Annotated in this window: 20 protein-coding genes; 5 read left to right on the top strand and 15 right to left on the bottom strand. The window is 47.5% G+C overall.

The annotated features are described in order from the left end of the window. Positions 1-45 precede the first annotated feature (45 nt). From rplB to rpsJ, 5 genes are all read right to left on the bottom strand, one after another. Entirely contained in the window at positions 46-879 is an 834-nt protein-coding gene (gene rplB / locus ACKTR5_RS03705; protein WP_407879288.1) for a 50S ribosomal protein L2, read from the bottom strand. Between the two features lie 86 nt (positions 880-965). Then, positions 966-1253: a 50S ribosomal protein L23 gene (rplW, locus tag ACKTR5_RS03710; RefSeq protein WP_407879290.1), complete on the bottom strand. Its 288-nt coding sequence runs from the start codon at positions 1251-1253 to the stop codon at positions 966-968. Continuing rightward, positions 1253-1879, bottom strand: a complete 627-nt coding sequence (rplD, locus tag ACKTR5_RS03715) for a 50S ribosomal protein L4 (RefSeq protein WP_407879292.1) — start codon at positions 1877-1879, stop codon at positions 1253-1255. The genes rplW and rplD overlap by 1 nt, the downstream gene beginning before the upstream one ends. Positions 1880-1905: 26 nt before the next feature. Then, entirely contained in the window at positions 1906-2565 is a 660-nt protein-coding gene (gene rplC, locus ACKTR5_RS03720) for a 50S ribosomal protein L3 (protein ID WP_407879293.1), read from the bottom strand. A 76-nt stretch (positions 2566-2641) separates the two neighbouring features. After that, positions 2642-2950 (bottom strand): 30S ribosomal protein S10, encoded by a 309-nt coding sequence (gene rpsJ / locus ACKTR5_RS03725; RefSeq protein ID WP_407879295.1) that lies wholly within the window; start codon positions 2948-2950, stop codon positions 2642-2644. A gap of 340 nt (positions 2951-3290) precedes the next feature. Here rpsJ and ACKTR5_RS03730 point away from each other — a divergent pair, with 340 nt between their 5' ends. Both ACKTR5_RS03730 and ACKTR5_RS03735 read left to right on the top strand, forming a co-directional pair. Next, positions 3291-3839: a cysteine hydrolase family protein gene (locus ACKTR5_RS03730; protein WP_407879297.1), complete on the top strand. Its 549-nt coding sequence runs from the start codon at positions 3291-3293 to the stop codon at positions 3837-3839. Positions 3840-3951: 112 nt separating this feature from the next. Next, positions 3952-5373 (top strand): C69 family dipeptidase, encoded by a 1422-nt coding sequence (locus ACKTR5_RS03735; RefSeq protein ID WP_407879299.1) that lies wholly within the window; start codon positions 3952-3954, stop codon positions 5371-5373. Positions 5374-5450: 77 nt separating this feature from the next. Here the strand turns inward: ACKTR5_RS03735 and fusA are convergent, their stop codons facing one another. The 3 genes from fusA to rpsL all read right to left on the bottom strand — a co-directional run bounded on the left by fusA (position 5451) and on the right by rpsL (position 8554). Beyond that, complete coding sequence (fusA, locus tag ACKTR5_RS03740; RefSeq protein ID WP_407879301.1) at positions 5451-7550, bottom strand: elongation factor G; 2100 nt, start codon at positions 7548-7550, stop codon at positions 5451-5453. Positions 7551-7649: 99 nt separating this feature from the next. After that, a complete protein-coding gene (rpsG, locus tag ACKTR5_RS03745; RefSeq protein WP_407879303.1) occupies positions 7650-8120 on the bottom strand; it encodes a 30S ribosomal protein S7 in 471 nt (156 codons plus the stop codon). A gap of 20 nt (positions 8121-8140) precedes the next feature. Then, positions 8141-8554: a 30S ribosomal protein S12 gene (gene rpsL / locus ACKTR5_RS03750; protein WP_017262644.1), complete on the bottom strand. Its 414-nt coding sequence runs from the start codon at positions 8552-8554 to the stop codon at positions 8141-8143. A 313-nt stretch (positions 8555-8867) separates the two neighbouring features. Here rpsL and ACKTR5_RS03755 point away from each other — a divergent pair, with 313 nt between their 5' ends. From ACKTR5_RS03755 to ACKTR5_RS03765, 3 genes are all read left to right on the top strand, one after another. Further along, positions 8868-9563 carry a prepilin peptidase gene (locus ACKTR5_RS03755; RefSeq protein ID WP_407879306.1) on the top strand — a complete coding sequence of 232 codons (696 nt, stop codon included), beginning with the start codon at positions 8868-8870 and terminating at the stop codon, positions 9561-9563. Between the two features lie 98 nt (positions 9564-9661). After that, positions 9662-10015 (top strand): ArsR/SmtB family transcription factor, encoded by a 354-nt coding sequence (locus tag ACKTR5_RS03760; RefSeq protein ID WP_407879308.1) that lies wholly within the window; start codon positions 9662-9664, stop codon positions 10013-10015. Positions 10016-10023: 8 nt separating this feature from the next. Then, entirely contained in the window at positions 10024-11703 is a 1680-nt protein-coding gene (locus tag ACKTR5_RS03765) for an oleate hydratase (protein WP_407879310.1), read from the top strand. Between the two features lie 301 nt (positions 11704-12004). Here the strand turns inward: ACKTR5_RS03765 and rpoC are convergent, their stop codons facing one another. The 7 genes from rpoC to ACKTR5_RS03800 form a co-directional block, all read right to left on the bottom strand. After that, on the bottom strand, positions 12005-15649 hold the full coding sequence (gene rpoC, locus ACKTR5_RS03770; RefSeq protein WP_407879311.1) for a DNA-directed RNA polymerase subunit beta': 3645 nt from the start codon (positions 15647-15649) through the stop codon (positions 12005-12007). Positions 15650-15690: 41 nt separating this feature from the next. Beyond that, on the bottom strand, positions 15691-19317 hold the full coding sequence (gene rpoB, locus ACKTR5_RS03775) for a DNA-directed RNA polymerase subunit beta (RefSeq protein WP_407879313.1): 3627 nt from the start codon (positions 19315-19317) through the stop codon (positions 15691-15693). Positions 19318-19563: 246 nt separating this feature from the next. Further along, positions 19564-20178 (bottom strand): TetR/AcrR family transcriptional regulator, encoded by a 615-nt coding sequence (locus ACKTR5_RS03780; RefSeq protein WP_407879315.1) that lies wholly within the window; start codon positions 20176-20178, stop codon positions 19564-19566. A 220-nt stretch (positions 20179-20398) separates the two neighbouring features. After that, the gene (locus ACKTR5_RS03785) at positions 20399-22897 is read right to left on the bottom strand and encodes an ATP-dependent Clp protease ATP-binding subunit (protein WP_407879317.1); all 2499 of its coding nucleotides are present in this window, start codon (positions 22895-22897) and stop codon (positions 20399-20401) included. Positions 22898-22960: 63 nt separating this feature from the next. Further along, on the bottom strand, positions 22961-23434 hold the full coding sequence (locus tag ACKTR5_RS03790; RefSeq protein WP_407879319.1) for a CtsR family transcriptional regulator: 474 nt from the start codon (positions 23432-23434) through the stop codon (positions 22961-22963). A 205-nt stretch (positions 23435-23639) separates the two neighbouring features. Further along, positions 23640-24299 carry a thiaminase II gene (gene tenA, locus ACKTR5_RS03795; RefSeq protein ID WP_407879321.1) on the bottom strand — a complete coding sequence of 220 codons (660 nt, stop codon included), beginning with the start codon at positions 24297-24299 and terminating at the stop codon, positions 23640-23642. A gap of 197 nt (positions 24300-24496) precedes the next feature. Then, entirely contained in the window at positions 24497-25495 is a 999-nt protein-coding gene (locus tag ACKTR5_RS03800; RefSeq protein WP_407879323.1) for a D-2-hydroxyacid dehydrogenase, read from the bottom strand. Between the last annotated feature and the right edge of the window lie 25 nt (positions 25496-25520).

Raw genomic sequence — 25520 nt, forward strand, 5'->3', positions numbered from 1 at the left:
AAGTATTTTACAACTAAATGTCGTATGTGTATCGAATAAGAAAGATTACTTCTTCCGACGGTCACGCACAATAAGCTTGTTTGAACGAGCACTGTGGTTCCGCGTCTTCTTACCAGCAGTCTTCTTACCCCATGGTGACATTGGCGATGGACGACCAACTGGGGCCTTCCCTTCACCACCACCATGTGGGTGATCGTTAGGGTTCATTACAGAACCACGAACGTGAGGACGTTGGCCAGAGTAACGTTTCCGACCGGCTTTACCTAAGTTGATCAGTTCGTGTTGTTCGTTACCAACTGCACCAACCGTTGCACGGCCTGCAGCCAGAACCATCCGAACTTCACCAGAAGCCAAACGAACTAAGGCGTACTTGCCTTCCTTACCCAACAATTGTGCTGAAGCACCAGCAGAACGGGCGATTTGACCACCCTTACCAGGCTTTAATTCAATGTTATGGATAACAGTCCCAACTGGGATGTTAGTCAATGGCAATGCATTACCAACCTTGATATCTGCATCTGGACCTGATTCAACAACAGTGCCAACTTCCAGACCCTTAGGTGCTAAGATGTATGACTTTGTTCCATCCTCGTAAACCAATAATGCAATGTTAGCAGTCCGGTTTGGATCGTATTCGATTGCCTTAACCGTTGCCTTGTAAGCGTCTTTAATCCGCTTAAAGTCGATAATCCGGTAAGCGCGCTTAGTACCACCACCACGGTGACGCACTGTCATGCGACCTTGGTTGTTACGGCCTGCCCGGTGACTTTGTGATTCCAATAAGGACTTTTCTGGAGTCGTCTTAGTGATTTCACTAAAGTCGGAACCGGTCATGTTACGGCGACCGTTAGTGGTTGGTTTATAACTCTTGATACCCACTATGCTTTCCTCCTAAAATTGTCGTGCCGTGACTGGTTGTCCCTTGTGAGGAGCCATAACATCATCGGCGCATAGATCGAAGAAGACTATTCTTCGTTAAATAACTTGATTTCCTTTGAGTCTGAACTCAAAGTAACAATTGCCTTACGACGTTTCTTTGTGTAACCACTGAAACGTCCTTGGCGCTTAAGGTGGCCCTTAACGTTCATAACGTTAACTTTGACAACCTTAACATCGAAGATTTCTTCGATGGCGCTCTTGATCTGGGTCTTGGTAGCGCGAGTATCAACATCAAACGTGTAACGCTTCATGTCCATGTCGGCCATTGATGACTCAGTAACAACGGGGCGCAAAATCACATCACGTGCTTCCATTATGCGAGCACCTCCTCTACCTGAGAAAGAGCAGATTGGGTAATCACCATCTTGTCGTTGTTAACAACATCTAAAACGTTAACGCCCTTAGCAGTCAATACAGTGACATTAGCTAAGTTACGTGCAGACAGAGCTGCGTTTTCGTTGTCATCTTCAACCACAACAAGGGTCTTTTCAGCAACTTTCAGGTTGTTTAAAACCGTGGCAAATTCAGAAGTCTTTGGTGTCTTGAAGTCCAAGACATCAACAACAACTAAGGCTTTGTCCAAAACCTTTTGTGATAATACTGACTTCATAGCTAATTGGCGAACCTTTTGAGGCAGCTTGTAAGCATATGAACGTGGGGTTGGTCCGAAGACGATCCCACCGCCACGCCATTGTGGTGAACGGATTGACCCTTGACGAGCCCGACCGGTACCCTTTTGGCGCCATGGCTTTCTACCACCACCAGAAACGGCACTCCGGTTTTTAACGGCGTGAGTTCCTTGACGTAATGAAGCGCGTTGCATCAATACGGCATCGGTGATGACATTGTTGTTTGGTTCGATTCCGAAAACGGCATCGTTTAATTCAACCGTTCCGGCACTCTTACCATCTTGCTTGAATAAATCAACGCTGGTAGTCATAACTGTTTGTCCTCCCTTCCCTTAAACTATTTTTCGCTATGGCGGTTGTTCTTCTTCAAACCGGCCTTAACAGAATTCTTGATTGTTACGAATGACTTGTTGGCACCAGGAACGTTACCCTTGATCAACAGAACGTTGTTTTCCAAGTCAACGCGAACAACTTTCAGGTTTTGCATGGTTACTTTGTTGTTACCCATGCGGCCTGGCAGCAATTTGCCCTTGAAAACACGGTTGATAACGGCACCCAATGAACCTGGGCGACGGTGGTAACGAGAACCATGCGCCATAGGCCCACGGCTTTGACCATCCTTATGGATGTTACCTTGATACCCATGACCCTTTGTGATTCCCGTGACGTCGACTGCTTCGCCTTCTGCGAAGACGTCTGCTTTAAGCTCGTCACCGACTTTAATGTCTCCAAGCTCAACATCGCGAATTTCACGAACGAAGCGCTTAGGAGCCGTTTTTGCTGCTGCTACATGACCTTGTTCGGGCTTGTTAGACAGTGCTTCACGTTTGTCGCCGAAACCTAACTGGATTGCGTTGTAACTGTCATTTTCAACAGTCTTAACTTGCAACACTACGTTAGGTGTAACGTCGATAACAGTAACGGGAACTAATTCACCGTTTTCCGTGAAGACCTGCGTCATCCCGACCTTTTTCCCTAAGATTCCTTTAGTGGTCATGAATACACCTCCGATATAATGTAATTTTTGTAGTTTAGCGACGATCGCTCGTCGTGGAACAAGATGAAACCAAGAATTAAAGCTTGATTTCGATATCAACACCACTTGGCAATTCAAGCTTAGTCAATGAATCAACTGTTTTAGCAGTTGGGTTCACGATGTCGATTAAACGCTTATGAGTCCGAATTTCGAACTGTTCACGTGACTTCTTAAACTTATGTGGTGAACGTAACACAGTGAAAAGTGTGCGTTCAGTAGGCAATGGAATTGGTCCTGCGATTTCAGCACCAGTTCGTTTTGCCGTTTCCACGATCTTGTCAGCTGACTGATCAAGGATCCGGTGTTCATAAGCCTTTAAGCGAATCCGAATTTTCTTACTTGCCATAATTGTTCCCTCCTAACGTCTATTTTTATTAAATAGGCTAACTCCGTAAAAGTTACCGACGCACCCCCGTGGCAAAGCGGCCGGGTGTGTCGCAATCTTTTACATCAACGCTCGCTTGTTGCCAGGCGTTTCAGGGGTGTTTAACCCCTTCTCTCGCACAAGCACTTAATTACTATACCAGCTGAAACCTTTAATGACAAGGATTTATTTACTTTTCCCGCATTGAAACATATCTGTAACTTTTTGACATTCGGCTAATTTTTTCAATAAAAGTTTTTCGAAGTTTTTTTCTCTCATTGCCGATATAATGAAAGCACATCAACCCAAGGAGGTTTTGCTCATGCGTGCGTTACTCATCATTGATTACACCAACGATTTTGTTGCAACAGACGGGGCCTTAACGACTGGTTCTGCTGGCCAGGCCCTCGAGCACCCCATCATTGACCTTGCAAATTCTTTTTTAGATCATGGTGATGCCGTGATTTTACCAACGGATCTTCACCAAGCAAACGATCCGTATCATCCAGAAACCGCGCTCTATCCACCTCACAACCTTGCCAAGACCCGGGGCCGAGAACTTTACGGCCGGCTTGCTGACTGGTATGCGACCCATCAAAACGATTCACACGTTCACTTTATGGATAAGAATCGGTACAGTGCTTTTGCGAACACCGGATTAGATAGTTACCTTCGTCAACGACAGATCACAGATCTTCATCTAGCCGGCGTTTGCACCGACATCTGTGTCCTGCATACCGCCGTTGATGCCTATGACCTTGATTACGACCTAACCGTTCATCGGACTGCCGTTGCATCGTTTGATCCTACCGGGCACGCCTGGGCACTGAACCACTTTGAACACGCCATGGGTGCGACGATTGTTGACTAGTTTCTTCTATAATATAGGGTTCCTTTACGGTTAACTCGCCAAGCATTGATTAGTGGTACCATGAGGTTAGGTTCGTTACTAGTTACTTAATCTAATTTTGGAGGTTACGTTCATGTCACTATCTGAATTTAGCACCTGTACGACCATTCTGGTTGGAAAAAACGCCAGCTATGACGGTTCGACCTTAATTGCGCGTAATGAGGACGCCGGTACGGCTGTCGATCCCAAAAAGTTTATTGTTGTCAAACCGGATGATCAGCCCCGCGATTACCACGCCAAGCTGAGCAAACTCACACTGACACTTCCTGACGATCCCCTTCGCTACACCGCCATTCCTAACGCGGTGCCTGATAGTGGGATCTGGGGTGAAGCCGGGATCAACAGTGAAAACATTGCCATGAGTGCTACCGAAACCATTACGACTAATGAGCGTGTGCTCGGCGCTGATCCACTTGTCGCTGATGGTTTGGGTGAAGAAGACCTTTTGACCATCACCCTCCCCTACATTCACTCTGCTCGTGAAGGGGTAACACGGGTCGGCCAGTTACTAAAGGACCACGGGACCTACGAGACAAACGGCATTATCTTTTCAGATCTTAACGAGATTTGGTACATGGAAACGGCTGGCGGCCATCACTGGGTTGCGCAACGTGTGCCCGATGATGCTTACGTCGTTGCCCCTAACCAAACTGGAATTCAGGAAGTCAACTTTGCCGACACAAGTAACTTTATGTTTGCCGACGATCTTGAAACGTTTGCTGAAGAAAACCACCTCAACCTTGGTGATCACTTTAACTTCCGCGAAATCTTTGGTTCCCACTCACAGTTAGACCATCACTATAACACGCCGCGGGCTTGGTACGCACAACGTTACTTCAGTCCTGACAGTGTCACCGATAAAACACCAATGAGTGACGACCTCCCGTTTATTTGCCGGGCCGATCGTAAAATCACCATTGAGGACATCAAGTTTGTTTTGAGTTCACATTACCAAGACACACCGTACGATCCGTTTGCTGTGGGTGCCACAAAGGAAACGGCCCCGTTCCGGCCAATCGGCATTAACCGGACCCAAGAACTTTGCGTGCTTCAATTGCGGCCAAACGTTCCAGCTGAACGCTCTGCCATTCAGTGGGTTGCCATGGCTGCCAATCCGTTCAATACGTTGGTGCCATTCTTTACTAACGTCACAGATACCCCGGCAAGCTACCGTGACACCACCGCCGTGCTCGACAGTAACAACGCCTACTGGGCTAACCGGTTGATTTCATTAATTACTGCGGACCATTTCCAAGCTTTAATCAGTGATGTCGAAAGTTACCAAGAAAAGACGTTGGGGTATGGTCACCACCGCGTTAACGAAATTGACGCTGTCATGGCCAATCAGAGCGGAACTACCTTGACCACTGCACTAACAGCTGCTAACCAAGAAACAGCCGATCACATCATGGCTGAAACTGCTAAGCTCCTGGCCACCCTTGTAGGTAAGGGCGGTAACTTGGTGCCTGGTGCTTTCACCCGGGATAATTACTAAGTAGCTCTAAATTTGAGCAACAAAAAACGTGTTGAGAAAATTTCTCAACACGTTTTTATATCGTCGACTAATTAAAATTAGTCTTCGTGGTGGTTACCACCATTTTTCTTAACGATTTCTTCCTGCACAGCCTTAGGAACGGCAGCGTAGTGGTCGAATGTCATTGTGAAAGTGCCACGACCTTGCGTTGATGAACGCAGTGTCGTTGCGTAGCCAAACATTTCTGACAATGGTACGAATGAGTGAACTTCTTGTGAGTTCCCACGTTCTTCCATCCCATCGATTGTTCCACGACGAGCGGTTACGTGACCCATAACATCCCCAAGGTTGTCTTCAGGTGCGACAATGTCGACCTTCATGATTGGTTCAAGGATAACTGGGGCAGCCTTCTTAGCAGCTTCACGTAATGCCAATGAAGCGGCAATCTTAAATGCAGATTCTGATGAATCGACATCATGGTAACTACCATCGTAAAGCTTGGCCTTTACGTCAACAACTGGGTAACCGGCAAGCATCCCGTTAGCCATGGCTTCTTTCAAACCTTGGTCAACTGAAGGGATGTATTCACGAGGAACAACCCCACCGACAATGGCATCTTCGAATTCGTAACCCCCACCCATTTCGTTAGGTGTGAATTCGATCCAAACATCCCCATATTGACCTTTACCACCGGACTGACGGATAAACCGACCTTCAACTTGAACGCTCTTCGTGATCGTTTCACGGTACGCAACTTGAGGTGCACCAACAGTGGCGTCAACCTTAAATTCACGACGCATCCGGTCAACGATGATGTCCAAGTGAAGTTCACCCATCCCAGAGATCAACGTTTCACCTGTTTCAGGGTTCGTTTCAGCACGGAATGAAGGGTCTTCTTCAGAAAGCTTTTGCAAGGCGTTGTTCATCTTGTCTTGGTCAGCCTTCGTCTTAGGTTCAACGGCAACTTGGATAACTGGGTCAGGGAAGACCATTGATTCAAGGTGCAGTGGGTGGTCAACGGCAGTCAAGGAGTCCCCTGTTGTGGTGTTCTTCAAACCGATAACGGCAGCGATATCACCAGAGAAGACTTCAGGAATTTCGTTTTGTTGGTTAGAGTGCATTTGTAACAAACGACCAGCACGTTCACGCTTGTCCTTTGTTGCGTTCAGCACGTAAGAACCTGATTCCAACGTCCCCGTGTAAACACGGATAAACGTTAACCGACCAACGTAAGGGTCAGTGGCAACCTTAAATGCCAAGGCAGCGAAGTCCTTGTCATCACCGGCAACCAAATCTTCTTCTTCGTCAGTTTCAGGATCAATGGCCGTGTAAGGCTTAACATCGATTGGTGATGGTAAGTAGTCAACAACGGCATCCATCAACATCTGAACACCCTTGTTCTTGTAGGCAGAACCGGCAAGAACAGGGAAGAAGTTATTCGTCAACGTTGCGCGACGAATTCCAGCCTTCAGTTCATCCTTGCTGATTTCTTCACCGTTCAAGTACTTTTCCATCACAGCTTCATCGGCTTCAGCAACAGCTTCAACCAATGCGTCACGACGCTTTTGTGCTTCTTCAACGTACTGTTCTGGGATATCAACAGTGTCCCATTCAGTCCCTAAAGCATCTTCATCGTAAAGGTCGGCCTTCATTTCGATCAGGTCGATAACCCCTTCGAAGTCATCTTCGGCACCAATTGGCATTTGAACAGCGTGTGCGTTCGCATCCAAACGGTCGCCTAATGATTCAACAGAAAAGTCGAAGTTGGCACCCAACTTGTCCATCTTGTTAACGAAAACGATACGAGGAACGTCGTAAGTTGATGCTTGACGCCAAACAGTTTCTGTTTGAGGTTCAACACCAGCTTGGGCGTCAAGAACGGCAATGGCACCATCCAACACACGTAGAGAACGTTCAACTTCGATTGTGAAGTCCACGTGTCCTGGTGTATCGATGATGTTAATCCGGTTCTTGTTCCATTCAGCCGTTGTAGCGGCTGATGTAATGGTAATCCCACGTTCTTGTTCTTGGGCCATCCAGTCCATTTGTGAAGCACCATCATGGGTTTCACCAATTTTGTGGATCTTACCAGTATAGTAAAGAATCCGTTCAGTTAACGTTGTTTTACCGGCATCGATATGGGCCATGATCCCGATGTTACGTGTTTTTTCGAGTGGAAATTCACGTTTGTTAGCCATTGTTATCTCCTTTAAAAATTAATTCGCTTGTTTTGCCTAAATCCCAAAAATGACACCGCATTGCAAGATGGGTGTCAAGGGGTGCTCGGCCAGTTTAGTTTACCAACGGTAATGTGCGAAGGCACGGTTGGCTTCTGCCATCCGGTGCGTATCTTCACGCTTCTTAACAGAAGCACCAGTGTTGTTGGCAGCATCCATGATTTCACGTGCTAAACGTTCTGTCATGGTGTGTTCCCCACGTAAACGTGAGTATTGAACTAACCAACGTAAGCCTAATGTGCTCCGACGTTCTGGACGAACTTCGATTGGCACTTGGTAGTTAGAACCACCAACACGGCGGGCCTTAACTTCCATTACAGGCATGATGTTGTTCATTGCTTCTTCAAATACTTCTAACGGTTCGTTACCAGTTTGTTCTTTGATTTGATCAAAGGCACTGTATAAAATCGTTGAAGCAGTTCCCCGCTTACCGTCTAACATCAAGCGGTTGATTAAACGGGTAACCAGTTTTGAGTTATAAATTGGGTCTGGCAACACTTCACGTGCTGGAATATGTCCTTTACGAGCCATCGTTTATCTTCCTTTCTTGATTAAGCCTTAGGCTTCTTAGTACCGTACTTAGAACGGCTTTGTTTCCGGTCAGTAACACCGGCAGTATCCAGAGCACCACGGATAATGTGGTAACGAACCCCAGGTAAATCCTTAACACGGCCACCACGGATAAGAACAACACTATGTTCTTGCAGGTTATGACCGATACCAGGAATGTAAGCCGTAACTTCAATCAAGTTAGACAAACGAACACGGGCGTACTTCCGCAAAGCTGAGTTAGGCTTCTTTGGTGTCATGGTTCCGACACGAGTGGCAACCCCACGCTTTTGAGGAGCAGCGTTGTTAGTTTGTTCCTTCTTGTAGCTGTTATACCCGAAGTTTAATGCTGGGGCATCTGATTTTGACGTTTTAGATTTACGACCACTACGAACGAGTTGGTTAATCGTTGGCATCTAAAAGTCCTCCTTCCAATTTTTGGTTTAAGTTTAAGTCCACACATCCAGGCGGTTCTTTTTTTGGTATTAAAAAAAAGAAAACCCAAATCTGTTTTCCAGTATGATTGCTGTTTTAGCTCCAGCCGCCATGGATGGCAGACACTTTCACAAAAAAGCACCTTTAACAGAATATCATCCTCACCTACCGGCGTCAAGCGCTCCGGCGGAAAAAGCGGCGAAATAACAGCAAATTTGTTCATTAAAAACGACTTTATTACCGTATGTCGTTACTAACACCACCGGAACCCCTACGAAAGGGAGCATGACGCTTATGATATCAGCTTTTATCCCGCTTGTCACCTTTATTTACGGCACGATCTTTGCGTCTGGAATCGTTTGCACCACGCAGCGTTGCCTCACTAGCCGCCCCTTACTGGTCGCCCGTTCTTGCTGTGATCACTGCCATCATCCCCTAACTTGGTGGCAGTTGTGGCCCTGCATTGGGTGGCTTATTCAGCACGGACGGTGCCACTTTTGTCATCACCCTATCAGTGAACACTACCTACTCGTTGAAATTCTCGCTGGCAGCACACTTGCAATGACCGTCACTCGTCAGTCACTGCCGCAAACCATCCTAACCGCGTTTTTTTGCCTTGGTTTATTAGCGCTCAGTGTTCAAGACCACCACACCCAAGCTGTCAGTGCCAGCGGGCTGACTCAATTAGCTGGTCTATCAATGACACACTATCTCTGTGCCCAGCGCTCGTGGTGGCCCCTTATGCTTGTTATCCTTGGTTATTTACTTCTACAAGCATGTTGTCGGTATTGGCCTGTGATCGGTGCTGGCGACCTCGACCTTATGGTGATCCTTTGGCTGTGGTTCGACACAACGCGGACGTTAGTAATCATTTTTCTAGCCTGCTGGGTCTTTCTGCTATTCGCTTGGAGAACGGCTTCCAGGCAGCACCTACCATTCTTCCCGGCCCTCTGGATCGGTAGTTGTTTAACGTTAATGATTCTCCCCTAGCACCCATTTGGCAGGTAAGTGTAAACGGTTGCAAAAATGATTCAACGGCCGTACCATATTCATGTAGTTAAATATATTAATGGAGAGGCGGTGGTTTTGTGGTTGAGTCACAGTTAACGGCTGGCCAACAGCGGGCACTGGACGAGTTCATTGCCAACCTGGACCTCTTAAACACCTTGGCGGATTCAAACCGGCAACGGCTAATTATCCTGCTGGGGGCCCATTTAAAAAATGGGTTGACGGTGACAGAACTCACCGCACAGATGAACCTGTCACAACCCGCCGTGTCACACCATTTAAAGATCTTGCGTCAAGCTGGACTCGTTGAACCGACTCGCGATGGTCTTCACCACCGTTACCGGTTAACTGTCACTGCTGCGCTGGATCAAGTCGAACACCTTTTAACTACGATTCGAAACGGAAATCACGCGCCACAACAATCAAAGGAGTGAGTGAAGATATGGCACAACATGCTTATATGATTGGAACTGGGATCGGGAACCTTGCCGCAGGACTCTATTTAATTCGCGATGGTGGCTGGAATGGTGACCAAATCACCATGTACGGCCTTGAAACGCACGGTGCAAACGATGGTGCGCCAACCGCAGATTACACTAATGAATACAGTAACCAGGCCCTCGCTAACACCAAGGGGTACCTTGCTAAGGGTGGCCGGATGCTGAATGAAGAGACGTATGAAAATCTCTGGGATCTCATGCGGTTTGTCCCATCCTTAGACCATCCTGAAAAATCTGTCACTGAAGAAATCCTTGATTTTGATCATGCGCACCCAACCCACGACGTTGCCCGTTTAATGGACAAGGTTAACGGGATTCGTAATAAGGGCGACCAAAATGATTATTCACACATGCAGTTTAACAACCTCGACCGAGTCTTGCTCACCAAGTTGATGATGATGCCAGAAAGTAAGGAAGCTAAGCTAAATGATATCGGGATCGACGATTGGTTTGCTGACTCCCCACACTTCTTTACCACAAACTTCTGGTACATGTGGCAAACAACGTTCGCGTTCAAACGTCAAAGTTCAGCAATGGAACTCCGCCGGTATATGAACCGGATGATCCTTGAATTTAGCCGCATCAACACACTGGAGGGTGTCACGCGGACACCGTACAATCAGTACGAAAGCTTAATTCTACCAATGCGGAAATTCTTGAGTGATCATGGTGTTACGTTTGTTAATAATCGTAAAATCACCGCGTTAACCTTTAAGGACACACCGTTACGTGACGACATCATTGTGACTGGTTTTGATTACGAAGAAGTCGATAACGCCAACAAGCCTGGCCATCAAGATGTTGATGAACATGACTTTGTGTTTGATACAAATGGTTCCATCACGGACAGTTCTTCTTACGGGGACATGGATACGCCACTGGTTGAAAACCATGAATATGCGCCAAGTGCTCAACTCTGGAAGCAAGCTGCCGGTCACTTCTATGACCTGGGTCATCCAGATAAATTCTTCAATGATCGTCAACAAAGTGAATGGATGAGTTTCACCGTCACCAATGACAACCATGACCTTCTAAACGAAATTACCCGGATTACACAACAACAACCTGGTAACGCCCTCAACACCTGGGTCGATAGTACTGGGCTGATGTCCATCGTGGTGCATCACCAACCACACTTCCACGCCCAAAAGGAAAACGAAACGGTCTTCTGGGGCTACGTCATGTACCCACGGCGCCATGGTGATTATGTGGACAAGGAATACATCAAGATGACTGGTCGAGAGATCTTAACGGAAGTTCTTGGCCACCTAAACGAAGTGGACGATAGCCGTGATAGCATTGCTAATCGGACCGATGAATTAATGGCAACCACTGTCAATGTCATCCCTGTTTACATGCCTTACGCAAGCGCCCTCTTTAACCGGCGTGCAGTCGGTGACAGACCGTTAGTTGTTCCAAAGCACAGCCACAACCTGGCCTTTATCAGTCAGTTTGCGGAAATGCCGTTTGACATGGTCTTCACTGAACAGTATTCGTTCCGTTGTGCGCAGCTGGCTGTGTACACGTTCTTAGGAATTCCAGAAACCGAAATGACACCAATGCACCACTACGAAAAGAGCCCGAAGGTAATGGCGCGGGCAACAAAGACAATGTTTAGATAGAAAGAGCGAGCCAAACCACGGTTAGGCCTACTCAGGTAACATAAAAATGCACTTATGGACGGTTCATGTCCATAAGTGCATTTTTATGTTAGATGAGACAGAGGCCTGTGGTTTGGCTCGCGTTTTCGGCAGTTAGAACTAGCATTTGGACGGTTCCATGTCCATGAGTCCGACGTTTGTGTATTCGGTCGACAGAGCTTGCCCATTATTCACCCCACAAAAAAACGGGACTCAACCGTAATGGTCGAGTCCCGTTTTCGTTAACACATGAAGTCACATGTACCTCACTAATGGTCACCCATTAGTTTCTGGCGTCTTCTTCACGCATCTTCTTTTCTAAATCACTGATGGAGTAAACGCCTTCCGTTCCGGTCACTTCAGCTTCTTTAGGCTGAATCTTCCGGTAATCTGGCATCCCAGTCCCGGCAGGAATGATCTTCCCGATAATAACGTTTTCCTTCAACCCAACTAATGGGTCGTTCTTTCCACGAATTGCGGCGTCCGTTAAGACACGCGTTGTTTCTTGGAAGGAAGCGGCTGATAAGAAACTGTTTGTTTCCAGGGCAGCCTTGGTAATCCCAAGGATCACTGGCCGACTAGTGGCAGGAATCCCACCAGCAATCAGCGTCTTCGTGTTGGCATTCTTGAAGTCAGCAATATCCATCAACGTCCCTGGTAACATATCAGTGTCACCTGGGTCCATAACACGGAGCTTCCGCATCATTTGACGAACCATGATTTCAATATGCTTATCGGCGATCCCAACCCCTTGCATCCGGTAAACCCGTTGGACTTCACGGAGTAAGTAGTTTTCGGTCGATAACACATCACGAACCTTCAGTAATTCCTTAGGGTCAATGGCCCCTTCGTTTAAGGCTGAACCACGGTGGATAAAGTCACCTTCAGCAACCCGCATACGGGCCCGTAATGGTAACGTGTATGACCGTGTTTCGGCTTCACCCTTAACCGTAACTTCTTTCGTCCGTTCAGCTGGGTTTTCTTCGATTGAAACAATCGTCCCAGTAACTTCGGAAATTTCTGACTTACCCTTAGGGTTCCGCGCTTCAATAATTTCTTGAACACGAGGAAGCCCTTGAGTGATATCATCCCCGGCAACACCACCGGTATGGAAGTTACGCATTGTTAATTGCGTCCCTGGTTCACCGATTGATTGAGCGGCAACTGTCCCAACAGCTTCCCCAACTTCAACACGGTCACCAGTTGCCATGTTCCGTCCATAACAACGTTCACAAACCCCGTGCTGGGTGTTACAAGTGAAGGCTGAACGAATCACAACTTCCGTCACGCCGGCGTCAACAACTGCTTGCGCAGCGTCTTCATCCAGCATTTGGTTAGCATTAACAATGATTTCACCCGTTTCTGGGTGGTAGATTGTCTTCATTGCGTAACGACCGAGCATCCGTTCGTACAATGATTCAATCATTTCATTACCGTTCGTGATGGCGTGAATGGTCAGACCACGGTCTGTACCACAATCCTTTTCACGAATAATAACGTCTTGCGCAACGTCAACCAAACGACGAGTCAGGTACCCAGATTGGGCAGTCTTCAAGGCCGTATCGGTCATCCCTTTACGAGCACCATGGGTGGAAATAAACATTTCCAAGACAGAGAGCCCTTCACGGAAGTTTGAGACGATTGGCAGTTCCATCGTTTGACCATTAGGCGCAGCCATCAAACCACGCATTCCGGCAAGTTGCGTAAAGTTAGAAATGTTCCCACGGGCACCAGAATCACTCATCATGAAGATTGGGTTATTCCATTCCATTGAGTCAACCAGTTGCTCTTGGATGTCATCCTTGGCAGTGTTCCAAACGTCGATCACACGTTGGTAACGTTCGTCATCGGTAATCAACCCACGACGGAACTGCTTTGAAATCGTTGAAACTTGTTTACGTGCGTCAAGCACAATGTCATTCTTTGTCTTCAACGTTGAGATATCAGCAATCCCAACGGTCAGACCGGAGTTCGTGGATTCGTAGTACCCTAGGTCCTTCATCCGGTCCAACAGAAGTGACGTTGCTGTTACCTTGTAACGCTTGTAAACTTCGGCAATGATGTCGGCCAAGAAGCCCTTCTTAAACGGATCGTTCAGTGGTTGATTGCTCAACACAGCCTTCAAATCAGCGCCTGGTTCCAAGAAGAACCGGTCGTCCACACCATCCGTCAGGTTTGCTGACGTTGGTTCGTTCAAGTATGGGAATTCTTCTGGCAAGATGGCGTTAAAGATCATCTTCCCAACGGTCGTAATCAAGATGTGCTGACGTTCGTCATCAGTAAATGGCTTGTTCGTCATGGATGACGTTTGCACACCAATCCGGCTGTGCAAGTGCACGTAACCGTTTTGGTAGGCAACGCGGGCTTCGTTCAGATCCTTAAAGATCATCCCTTCACCTTCACGGCCAGCTTCTTCAGTTGTCAGGTAGTAGTTCCCGATAACCATATCTTGTGATGGTGTAACCACTGGACGACCATTGGCAGGTGCCAAGATGTGACCAGCAGCTAACATCAATAACCGTGCTTCAGCTTGCGCTTCGTCAGACAACGGTACGTGGATGGCCATTTGGTCACCATCAAAGTCGGCGTTGTAGGCTTCACACACCAGTGGGTGAACCCGCATGGCCTTCCCTGACACCAACACGGGTTCAAATGCTTGAATCCCAAGTCTGTGCAAGGTAGGGGCCCGGTTCAGTAACACTGGATGTTCCTTGATAACGTCTTCTAAGACATCGTAAACATCGTTATCTTGACGATCAATCTTCCGCCGCGCGTTCTTGATGTTTGAAGCGAGTTCACGCTTAACCAATTCTTTCATGATGAATGGCTTGAAGAGTTCCATGGCCATTGGCACAGGAAGTCCCATTTGGTTCATCTTCAGCGTTGGTCCAACATCGATAACGGAACGGCCGGAGTAGTCAACACGTTTCCCAAGTAAGTTTTGACGGAACCGTCCTTGCTTACCCTTCAACATGTGTGACAGTGACTTCAATGGCCGGTTACCAGGACCAGCGACAGGACGGCCACGACGACCGTTATCGATCAAGGCGTCAACGGCTTCTTGTAACATCCGCTTTTCGTTTTGAACGATAATTCCTGGTGCGTTTAAGTCCAATAACCGCTTCAACCGGTTGTTACGGTTGATAACCCGACGGTACAAATCATTCAGGTCAGAAGTGGCGAACCGGCCACCTTCCAACTGAACCATTGGCCGTAAGTCAGGCGGAATAACCGGAACAACATCCATAACCATCCAGTCAGGACGGTTACCGGATTGCAGGAAGGCTTCCAAAATGTCCAAACGACGAACGGCACGCGTCCGCTTTTGACCAGAAGCTTCCTTCAGTTCTTCCTTCAAAGTAACGGCTTCCTTGTCTAAGTCAACGGTCGCTAACAGCTTCCGAATGGCTTCGGCACCCATTTCAGCCTGGAATTCATTCCCGTATTGGGCTTTCTTTTCACGGTATTCACGTTCGGACAACAATTGCTTGCGTTCTAATGGTGTGTTCCCTGATTCCAAGACAACGTAAGAAGCGAAGTAGATCACTTCTTCCAAAGCCCGTGGGCTCATGTCAAGAACTAAGCCCATCCGGCTTGGGATTCCCTTGAAGTACCAGATGTGGGTTACTGGGGCAGCTAATTCGATATGGCCCATGCGTTCACGACGAACCTTAGAACGCGTAACTTCAACACCACAACGGTCACAAACAACACCCTTATAACGGATCCGTTTGTACTTACCACAGGCACATTCCCAGTCCTTCGTGGGTCCAAAAATCCGTTCATCGAACAGCCCGTCACGTTCAGGCTTTAATGTCCGGTAATTGATGGTCTCTGGCTTCTTAACTTCACCATATGACCAGCTGCGGATTTTATCGGGCGATGCAAGCCCAATCTGCATGCTTTCAAATTTGTTGACATCAATCAAAGGATTGACCTCCCTCTCATTTTCAATGGTGACAGATCACACTATTCGTTTGTTGTGTGTTCAGATTCTTCAACAGGTGCTGGTTGTTCCGTTGCGTTTGTCGCTGGGTGTTGATCATCCGTCTTTTCGTCAACGGGATGTTCAGCAGCGTACTTACTCAACGCATCAACGTTGACAACATCGTCTTCGTCTTCATCCATGTCACGCAGTTCGATCTCTTGTTTGTTGCTGTCCAGCACCGTCATGTCCAGACCCAAGGCTTGTAATTCCTTGACCAACACACGGAATGATTCTGGCACACCAGGCTTTGGAATTGGATCGCCCTTAACGATGGCTTCATAGGTCTTTACACGACCAACAACGTCATCTGACTTGTACGTTAAAATTTCTTGTAACGTGTAAGCGGCACCGTAAGCTTCCAAGGCCCAAACTTCCATTTCACCAAACCGTTGGCCCCCAAATTGCGCTTTCCCACCAAGTGGTTGTTGCGTAACTAATGAGTAAGGTCCGATTGAACGGGCGTGGATCTTGTCGTCGACCATGTGGGCCAACTTCAGGTAGTGCATCACACCAACGGCAATCCGGTTATCAAAGGCTTCACCAGTCCGCCCATCGTACAGAATGTACTTAGCGTCATCAGGCATTCCGGCTTCCTTAACGGCTGACCAGATATCCTCGTCTTGCGCACCATCAAAGACAGGCGTTGCAACATGAATACCTAACTTACGAGCAGCCATTCCCAAATGTAATTCAAGCACTTGCCCGATGTTCATCCGGGAAGGCACACCCATTGGTGACAGCATGATGTCGATTGGTGTTCCGTCTGGCATGTATGGCATGTCTTCTTCAGGGATCACGATTGAAACGGTCCCCTTGTTCCCATGACGACCAGACATCTTGTCACCGACCTGAATCTTACGTTTCTGGGCGATGTAGACCCGAACCATCATGTTAACACCAGGAGACAGTTCATCACCGTTTTCACGGGTAAAGATCTTAACATCCTGGATAATTCCGCCACCACCATGAGGAACACGGAGTGACGTATCACGAACTTCGCGTGCCTTTTCACCGAAGATGGCGTGTAACAGCCGTTCTTCAGCAGAGAGTTCAGTAACACCCTTTGGTGTAACCTTACCAACCAAGATGTCACCATCTTGAACTTCAGCACCGACCCGGATAATCCCCTGTTCGTCAAGATCCTTCAAGGAATCTTCACCAACGTTAGGAATTTCACGCGTCATTTCTTCAGGTCCGAGCTTTGTGTCACGTGCTTCTGATTCATATTCTTCAATATGGATCGACGTGTACACATCGTCCTTAACCAACCGTTCTGAAATGGCGATGGCATCTTCGAAGTTGTAACCATTCCACGTCATGAAGGCGATCAATGGGTTTTGCCCAAGGGCTAATTCCCCACCTTCCATGGAAGGACCATCAGCTAAGATTTCATCAGCATCAACTGAGTCACCCACACTAACAATTGGCCGTTGGTTGTAGTTCTTACCACCATTTGAACGGCGGAACTTCATCAATTTGTAAGTGTCGAGCGTGCTGTCTTCACGACGAACACGAATTTGCCGTGCGTCAACGAATTCAACCGTTCCGGCAGCCTTACTGATCAATGCAACTCCAGAGTCATGCGCAGCCTTGTATTCAATCCCAGTCCCAACGAGTGGTGCGTGGGGGTTCAACAATGGCACAGCTTGACGTTGCATGTTGGCACCCATCAGGGCACGGTTGGAGTCATCGTTTTCCAAGAAAGGAATACATGCTGTGGCAACCGCAACGACCTGCTTAGGCGAAACGTCCATGTAGTCGACGCTGTCTAATGATGTTTCAATATTTTCATCTTTTGAACGAGCCAACACTGTGTCGTCAACGAATGAACCGTCGTCGTTCAGTGGTGAGTTGGCTTGGGCAATAACAAAGTTATCTTCTTCATCGGCCGTTAAGTAGTCGATTCGGTCGGTAACCTTGTGTGTGTCCCATGAGACACGCCGGTATGGTGTTTCGATGAATCCGTAACGGTTAACCTTCGCGTAACTGGACAGTGAGTTGATCAACCCAATGTTCGGTCCTTCAGGTGTTTCGATAGGACACATCCGACCATAGTGGGTGTAGTGAACATCCCGGACTTCATAACCGGCACGGTCACGGGTCAAACCACCAGGTCCAAGAGCAGATAAACGCCGCTTATGCGTTAATTCACCCAGTGGGTTGGTTTGATCCATGAATTGTGACAGTTGGGAACTTCCGAAGAATTCCTTGATTGAAGCCACAACGGGACGAATGTTGATCAATTGTTGCGGTGTTACTGTGGCGGCATCCTGAATGGACATCCGTTCACGAACCACACGTTCCATCCGGGATAACCCGATCCGGAATTGGTTTTGTAACAGTTCACCCACGGAACGAATCCGCCGGTTACCCAAGTGATCGATATCATCCGTTGAGCCAATGCCTTCTTGTAAGTTCAAGAAGTAGTTGGTTGAAGCCACGATATCAGCTGGTTGAATGGTGTGGTTCTTTAAGTCAATGTGACCGTTACCGATCATATTCAAAACTTGTTCAGGGTCGTTCTTTGAGAAGACCTTGATCACTTGAACAGTCATTGGTTCTGTCACAACGGCTTCATCAGAAGGTGTGTACGTTACAGCCTTAAAGTCTTCCTGATCCAGATATGGTGATAATTCGGCCATTACAGTCTTATCGATCACAGTACCCTTTTCAGCAATAACTTCACCAGACTCAGGGTCAGCCAATGTTTCAGCTAACGTTAAGCCCAGCAAACGGGTGTGTAAGTCCAACTTCTTGTTTAATTTGTAACGACCAACAGGGGCTGTGTCGTAACGCTTTGGATCGAAGAACCGCGCCGTCAACAAGCTCCGTGATGAGTCAGCCGTCTTTGGTTCACCAGGCCGCAACCGTTCGTAGATATCCTTCAAGGATTCTTCAACACGTGAGTCCTCAGAATTCTTGTGGATATCCTTTTCAAGGGTGTTCATCAATGCATCACTTTCACCTAAGATGTCAATGATTTCATCGTCAGAACCATAGCCCAGTGCACGAACAAGTTCCGTCATTGGGATCTTCCGTGTCCGGTCGATCCGAACGTAAGAAATTTGCTTTGCATCCGTTTCATATTCTAACCATGCACCACGGTTAGGAATAACGGTTGCGCCAAAGACTTCACGGCCGTTCTTGTCTTCATCTTCGTTGTAGTAGACACCAGGTGAACGCACTAATTGTGATACGATAACCCGCTCTGCTCCGTTGATGATAAACGTCCCCTGATCAGTCATCAGCGGGAAGTCACCGAAGAACACGTCCTGGCTCTTGATTTCACCAGTTTCGTGGTTCGTTAACCGCAACGTCACGTGCAATGGTGCAGAGTAGTTTGCATCATGTTCACGTGCTTCATCCACAGTGTATTTTGGTTCGAGTAACTGGTAGTCAACGAATTCCAATGACAAGTTTCCTTGGAAGTCATCAATTGGCATGATGTCGTCGAACATGTCACGCAGTCCCTCGTCTAGGAACCATTGGTAAGAATCCGTTTGGATTTCAATCAAGTTCGGCAGATCAAGAACTTCCTTGATGCGTGCGTAACTTCTACGGGTCCGGTGTTTACCGTATTTAACTAAATGCCCTGCCAAGTTCTTCACTCCTTCGATTGAGGTTTTCCGGTGAATAAGCCCGTCCAATCAATGTTACAAGTTGATTACAAATCACCTGTAAATCGATTTTTGAGCATAAAAAAGGCAAAAGAAGCTCTTCCATAATGAAACAGTTAAAGGCTACTTTTGCTTTTCTATAAGGGGGTTAGCGGACAATAGATCGTCAACCCGATTTTTATTCACAGTAATATACAGGTAGTAATATACGCTGATTTGTTAATGTTGTCAATGGTTTTACTCAGGGCTACTGGTATCGCTCACACCATCCGCAACTCCAAATAAAATCAGCTTCAGCAAGAATTGAATTTGCTCGCGTTCCGACAGTTCTGGATCACCCAGCCGGTGAAATTGAGCAAATAACGGCGCCAAACTGGTCATGTAAAAACTGGCCGCCGTTTGCGGATCAAGGCCTGGCTTCAGGGTGACTTTGTTTGAACCAAAGAATTGGGCCAATGGTCGCACGTAGTCCATGCCGAATAGCTGTCCCAAACGGCGTTTATTTTCCGGCTTTAGGTAGCGGAAACTGCCGTGAATCAGTGAAAACGCATCTCGCGGGTGCACCGCAAGCATGGCCGCTGTGAGATCCGTCAGCACGTCTAACCCGCTTCCCTGGTCTGCCGTGATGATGGTCGTCATCGTGGTGGCCAGTTCACCGCCAACCTCTTCAATTACCTCTAAAAAGATAAGTTCTTTATCGCTAAAGTGATGATACAGTGCTGGTTGTGAGATACCAACAATCCCGGCAATATCTCGGGTCGAGGTCTCAGCATAGCCCTTTGTCAAAAACAGTTCACGGGCAGCATCCAAAATGCGTCGCCGGGTGTGCGCCAGCTGTTCTTCGCGACTCATTTAAACGCCTCCTTATTAATAGATTCAATTTAGTTCACAGATCACCTTTAGTTTCTGCTTTCCCTAAGGAAAAAGCAATTACGAACGACTGACCCTCATAAAACTTTAATCGCAGGCGTGATCTTTCAACTGACACAAACAGCCACCCATGGCAATTATCCATAAGTGACTGTTTGTGGGTGCGTATTAACCATGGCGAAACGTCATGATTAACACGCTGTTATTTTGAAGAAACTGGCTCTTTTTGTGTCGGCTGTTCTTTGGTGGTGATCGTAATCTTGCCACCCTTGGCACCAACCGTCACCACATCGTTTGTTTTAATTTGTCCAGCAATCAAGGCTTCACTCAACTGGTCTTCCACCTGAGTCTGAAGGGCCCGCCGGATTGGCCGTGCCCCATATTCAGGATCAAAACCAGCATCTGCGACAACATCAATGGCTGCCGGGGTAATCTTAACCTTGATGCCCTGTTCCGCGACCCGATTCAAGACCGTTGTGGCCATGATTTTAACAATGTCGTGTAGTTCTGGCTTTGTCAGGGAGTGGAAGATCACCGTTTCATCGATCCGGTTTAAGAATTCAGGCCGGAATGTTTGCCGTAACGCCTGACGAATTTTCGCAGACATGGCGTTATAACTATCCGTTGCACTAACCGCGCCAAACCCAACTTCCTTATCGTCACGAACTGCGGTCGCCCCAAGGTTCGAGGTCATGATCAAAATCGTGTTTCTAAAGTCCACTTTCCGGCCCTTAGAATCCGTCAAAAAGCCATCGTCCAGAACCTGCAATAACAAATTAAAGACTTCTGTATCAGCTTTTTCCGCTTCATCCAGGAGCACAACGGAATATGGTTTGTTCCGAACCTGTTCGGTCAGCTGACCACCCTCATCGTAACCAACATATCCTGGTGCTGCCCCAATCAACCGACTGGAACTGTACCGTTCTTGATATTCAGACATGTCGACCCGAATCATGTTGTCTTCAGAACCAAACATTGCTTCGGCTAATGCCTTGGCTAATTCCGTCTTTCCGACACCAGTTGGGCCAAGGAACATAAACGACCCAATTGGCCGGTTTGGATCTTTCAACCCTGACCGTGCCCGCCGGATGGCCCGTGAAACCGCGGAAATGGCTTCATCTTGCCCGACGACCCGTTTGTGAAGCACCTTTTCAAGGTTCAACAACCGGGCTTCTTCATTTTTCTGTAACTGTGTTAACGGAACACCCGTCCACTCAGAAACAACCTCGGCGACATCTTCACCGGTCACCTTCAAGTCATACTGATGCTTACCAGCAAGCTTGTCAGCATCAGCTTCATCAACCAATTTGTCGACCCGTTTCCGTAACGCCATTTCCTTTTCTCGAAGTGCTGCCGCACCCTCAAAGTCCTGGTTTTCAATGGCCGCTTCCTTTTGTTGCTGTAACTCAGCCAACTTATCTTCTTGCTTTGCAAGCTTCGTTGGGTGACCCGCGTCATCAATGCGAACCTTGGCTGCCGCCTCGTCCATTAAATCAATGGCCTTATCCGGTAAGAACCGCTGGGTGATGTACCGTGAAGATAGTTTAACGGCTTCAGTTACCGCGTCATCCGTGATTTCAACTTGGTGGTGGTCTTCATAACGACCCTTCAACCCCATCAAAATCTCGGTTGCTTCGGCTTCCGTTGGTTCGTCCACTTGCACGGTCGCAAACCGCCGTTCCAACGCAGCGTCAGACTCAATGTACTTTTGATATTCATTGAGTGTCGTTGCCCCGATGGTTTGGAGTTCACCACGTGCTAAAGCTGGCTTCAAAATGTTCGAGGCATCAATTGCCCCTTCTGCACCACCAGCACCAATAAGGGTGTGAAGTTCGTCGATAAACAAGATCACGTGACCATCGTTGTAAATTTCTTCGATGACTTTCTTGAGCCGGTCTTCGAATTCACCACGGTACTTGGTCCCGGCAACCAGTGATCCCATGTCTAACATCATCAACCGTTTGTCAGCAAGGTTATCTGGCACATCACCGGCGACGATCTTTTGGGCAAGGCCCTCAGCAATGGCGGTCTTCCCGACACCAGGTTCCCCAATCAACACGGGGTTATTTTTCGTCCGACGACTCAAAATTTGAATCACCCGTTTAACCTCTTTAGCACGGCCAACCACGGGATCCATTTGTTTTTCAACCGCCAGGGCCGTTAAGTCACGTGCCAGTGAGTCTAAGGTTGGCGTGCCTTCCTTTGGCTGCTTAGCCGCGTTCGCTTTGGCGATTTGTTGACGCCGCCGCGGTGAATCGTTAACGCCCAGCTTGTGTAGAATGATCTTTCGCGTTTGCGCTAGATCCAGGTTCAACGTCATCAAGATCCGGGATGACAGAATTGTTTCGTCTGATAACAACGCCAACAATAGGTGTTCCGTTCCGATCTTAGTGGCACCCAACCGTTTTGCTTCGTCACCGGCCAATGTCAACATGTCCTTGGCTTTTGGTGAATATGGTAAATAGGTATCTTTTGTTGTGTTGGTCATGGTTCCGTAGCCGGTAAACCGTTCGATTTCTTCACGAACGTCTTCTTCGGTCACGTTGAACTGATCCAGGACTTTGCTAGCAATCCCATTTTGTTCAATGGTTAAGGCTAGCAATAAGTGTTCAGTACCCACAGCCTGGTGTTTGAAATATTTAGCTTGTTCCTGTGCCAGCACTAAAACGTCCTTGGCACTCGGTGTGAATAAATTATCCATCTCTGTCCTGCCTTTCATTAATGACCCGTGTTTGTCGTTTGTACAAACGTGTGGTCCACCAACCTAATTCTCTAATCGAAGGCGGTTCAACACCCCAATTAGAATCCGGGCGCGCAGCGTACATTCAACATCATGATCGCCCACGTTCAGCGTATCCTTATCAATGGCTGATAAAATGATGTTTGCTTCACGTTCCTTAAGCACCCCATCGTTAAACAGAGAGTTAATAATCGCATACGCATCGTGCTGGTTAATTGAATCCCCCACGACATCATTCAACAAGTTATCAAGGATGTCTGCATCCGCAAAAAGGTCAACCTTTTCAATCCGGATATAGCCACCGCCGCCCCGCTTACTTTCGACAATGTAACCGTTCTGCATGTTAAACCGTGTCTTAATGACATAGTTGATTTGTGATGGGACAACATTAAACTGATCAGCAATGTCTGACCGGCGAATTTCCACCTGGTCAGCGCCTTCCAAAATGCTCTTTAAGTACTTCTCAATCACATCAGAAATGTTCGTTGAGCCTTCCATCCTCGCTCACCCCAATCTTTGACTAATATTGACTTTATTATACGAAGAATCGCGGCTTTTGCAATGAAAAAGTTTCCTCAACGTTGTCATAATAAAGTTTCTGGTCTTCATGGGAAGACTACTATACACGTTTTTTTGATGAAGTGACAGAAAAAAGATCCCAAACTGCTAACTTTTAGTTAGCAGTTCGGAATCATCTAAAACATTATGCCCACGTTTCTTGATCGAGAGCCATTTGCCAAAATGAACATTCGTAAAACGTGCTCCGTTTAAAGGCGGCGTTCATGGCTTGCTGCGTTTGCTCGTCAGCATGCGCTGCCACTCGATCCGTCAAAGCTAATTGCGTCGCCACCGCATCCGTGTAGCTCGCAGCTTGATAGCTGTCTAACCAGGCCTGATAAATTGGGACTGGTGACTGTTTACCAGTCAGCGTTTCCCCGATGTCGGCGTATAACCATGCACACGGCAATAATCCGGCAATGGCCGCTTCCGGGCCTTGTTCCGTCAACGTCCGGTACATATGGGACGTGTACGCATACGTCGTTGGTGCCAGCGGCGTCGTAGCGACTTCATCATCCGTGATTTTCAGTGTCTTAAAGTACGTCGCCCGCGTCGCCATTTCACCGGCCCGTAAATCAGCGGCGAGTTCCAACAGCAATGCCGTCACTTTCGGATCGGTCGTTGCCGCCGCGGTCAATTCATGTAGCTTCGCGAAGTCGCGTAAATAATGATGATCCTGAATCAAATAGTACCGAAACACGGCTTCCGGTAACGTCCCCGCACTTAACTGTTCAATAAACGGATGGTCTAAACTTGCCTGCCATAACGGCAACGCCGCTGCCTTAGCTTGAATACTAAACGCCATTAATAACATCCCCTGATTTCGATTTGTTTAACAATCATTATAGCAAACCGTCCGCAGACTTTAACCGCCGCAAACGCGAAACCTAATGCAAGCCTCGTCTCATCTAACAGAAAACCCGCACCATGGACAAAGTTCAGTCCATGGTGCGGGTTTTCTGTTAGATGAGCAGGCCTAATCGCATTAGTTTTCGCTCTCTTCTACTTAAATGACACCAAGTTTTCGGCAGTGTCTGTTTCAATTAATTGGCGGTTGTTGTTCAATGCAAATTGCACCATGTTCCGCACCGCTGTCTTCGTGTAGAAGGCAATGTGTGGGCTAACCAACACATTTTCGCGGCTCATCAAGTTCTTCAACCGTTCGTCAGGAATGGCATCGAAACTACCAAAGTCTTCGTTGAAAATCCCGACTTCGTTTTCGTAAACGTCAAGGGCTGCACCAGCAACCTTGCCGTCGTCCAAGGCCTTAATCAAGTCGTCAGTGTCGATCAAGTCCCCACGAGCTGGGTTCAAGATGTACACGTTGTCCTTCATCTTGCCAAAGGCTTCCGCATTCAGCATGTGGAAGTTTTCCTTCGTTGCTGGGGCGTGCAGTGAGATCACGTCAGCTTGGGCATACAATTCATCCAAAGTGTCGACGTAGATGCCATCTTTTTCTAATTCTGGGTTGTGGAAGACGTCATAAGCAACGATCTTCGCACCAAAACCACGGTAGATTTGGATGGCTGCGCGGCCGATCCGGCCAGTCGCAATCACACCAACTGTCAACTGGTTCAATTCAGTGGCAATGTCTGGTGCCCACCGTAAATCACCCGTTGCTTGGCGATGTGCGTATTGTGGTGTCCGACGTAACAACCGCATTAATTCAGTTACTGTGAATTCAGCAATGGCTGCTGGTGAATAAGCTGGGACATTTGTGACCTTCATGTCGTTACGCTTAACAGCATCGGCGTCGACATTATCAACCCCAACGTTCCGTAATGACATGTACTTTACACCAAGTTCAGCCAACCGGTCCAAAATTGCACCAGTATATGGCTTTTGTTGGTACACAACGGCGCCGTCAAATCCAGCGGCTTGTTCAACCGTTTGTTCCGTTAATAGATCCTTAACGGCCTTTACTTCAATTCCTTGTTCTTTGGCCCATTCTTCGACGTAAGGTTCTTCGTCATCGCGGATGCCGTAAGCAATAATCTTCACTGTGTGTTACCCCCAACAATTTTTA

It is taken from the genome of Furfurilactobacillus entadae, from assembly GCF_045862745.1.
GTDB classification, from domain to species: Bacteria; Bacillota; Bacilli; order Lactobacillales; family Lactobacillaceae; genus Furfurilactobacillus; species Furfurilactobacillus entadae.

Bases quoted from the DNA above. Each gene is read 5' to 3' on its own strand.
- rpsJ (WP_407879295.1), bottom strand. From the start codon at position 2,950: ATGGCAAGTAAGAAAATTCGGATTCGCTTAAAGGCTTATGAACACCGG.
- ACKTR5_RS03790 (WP_407879319.1), bottom strand. From the start codon at position 23,434: ATGGAAGGCTCAACGAACATTTCTGATGTGATTGAGAAGTACTTAAAG.
- rplC (WP_407879293.1), bottom strand. From the start codon at position 2,565: ATGACCACTAAAGGAATCTTAGGGAAAAAGGTCGGGATGACGCAGGTC.
- rpsG (WP_407879303.1), bottom strand. From the start codon at position 8,120: ATGGCTCGTAAAGGACATATTCCAGCACGTGAAGTGTTGCCAGACCCA.
- rplD (WP_407879292.1), bottom strand. From the start codon at position 1,879: ATGACTACCAGCGTTGATTTATTCAAGCAAGATGGTAAGAGTGCCGGA.
- fusA (WP_407879301.1), bottom strand. From the start codon at position 7,550: ATGGCTAACAAACGTGAATTTCCACTCGAAAAAACACGTAACATCGGG.
- ACKTR5_RS03765 (WP_407879310.1), top strand. From the start codon at position 10,024: ATGGCACAACATGCTTATATGATTGGAACTGGGATCGGGAACCTTGCC.
- ACKTR5_RS03780 (WP_407879315.1), bottom strand. From the start codon at position 20,178: ATGAGTCGCGAAGAACAGCTGGCGCACACCCGGCGACGCATTTTGGAT.
- tenA (WP_407879321.1), bottom strand. From the start codon at position 24,299: ATGGCGTTTAGTATTCAAGCTAAGGCAGCGGCGTTGCCGTTATGGCAG.
- rpsL (WP_017262644.1), bottom strand. From the start codon at position 8,554: ATGCCAACGATTAACCAACTCGTTCGTAGTGGTCGTAAATCTAAAACG.
- ACKTR5_RS03730 (WP_407879297.1), top strand. From the start codon at position 3,291: ATGCGTGCGTTACTCATCATTGATTACACCAACGATTTTGTTGCAACA.
- ACKTR5_RS03755 (WP_407879306.1), top strand. From the start codon at position 8,868: ATGATATCAGCTTTTATCCCGCTTGTCACCTTTATTTACGGCACGATC.
- ACKTR5_RS03735 (WP_407879299.1), top strand. From the start codon at position 3,952: ATGTCACTATCTGAATTTAGCACCTGTACGACCATTCTGGTTGGAAAA.
- ACKTR5_RS03785 (WP_407879317.1), bottom strand. From the start codon at position 22,897: ATGGATAATTTATTCACACCGAGTGCCAAGGACGTTTTAGTGCTGGCA.
- rplW (WP_407879290.1), bottom strand. From the start codon at position 1,253: ATGGAAGCACGTGATGTGATTTTGCGCCCCGTTGTTACTGAGTCATCA.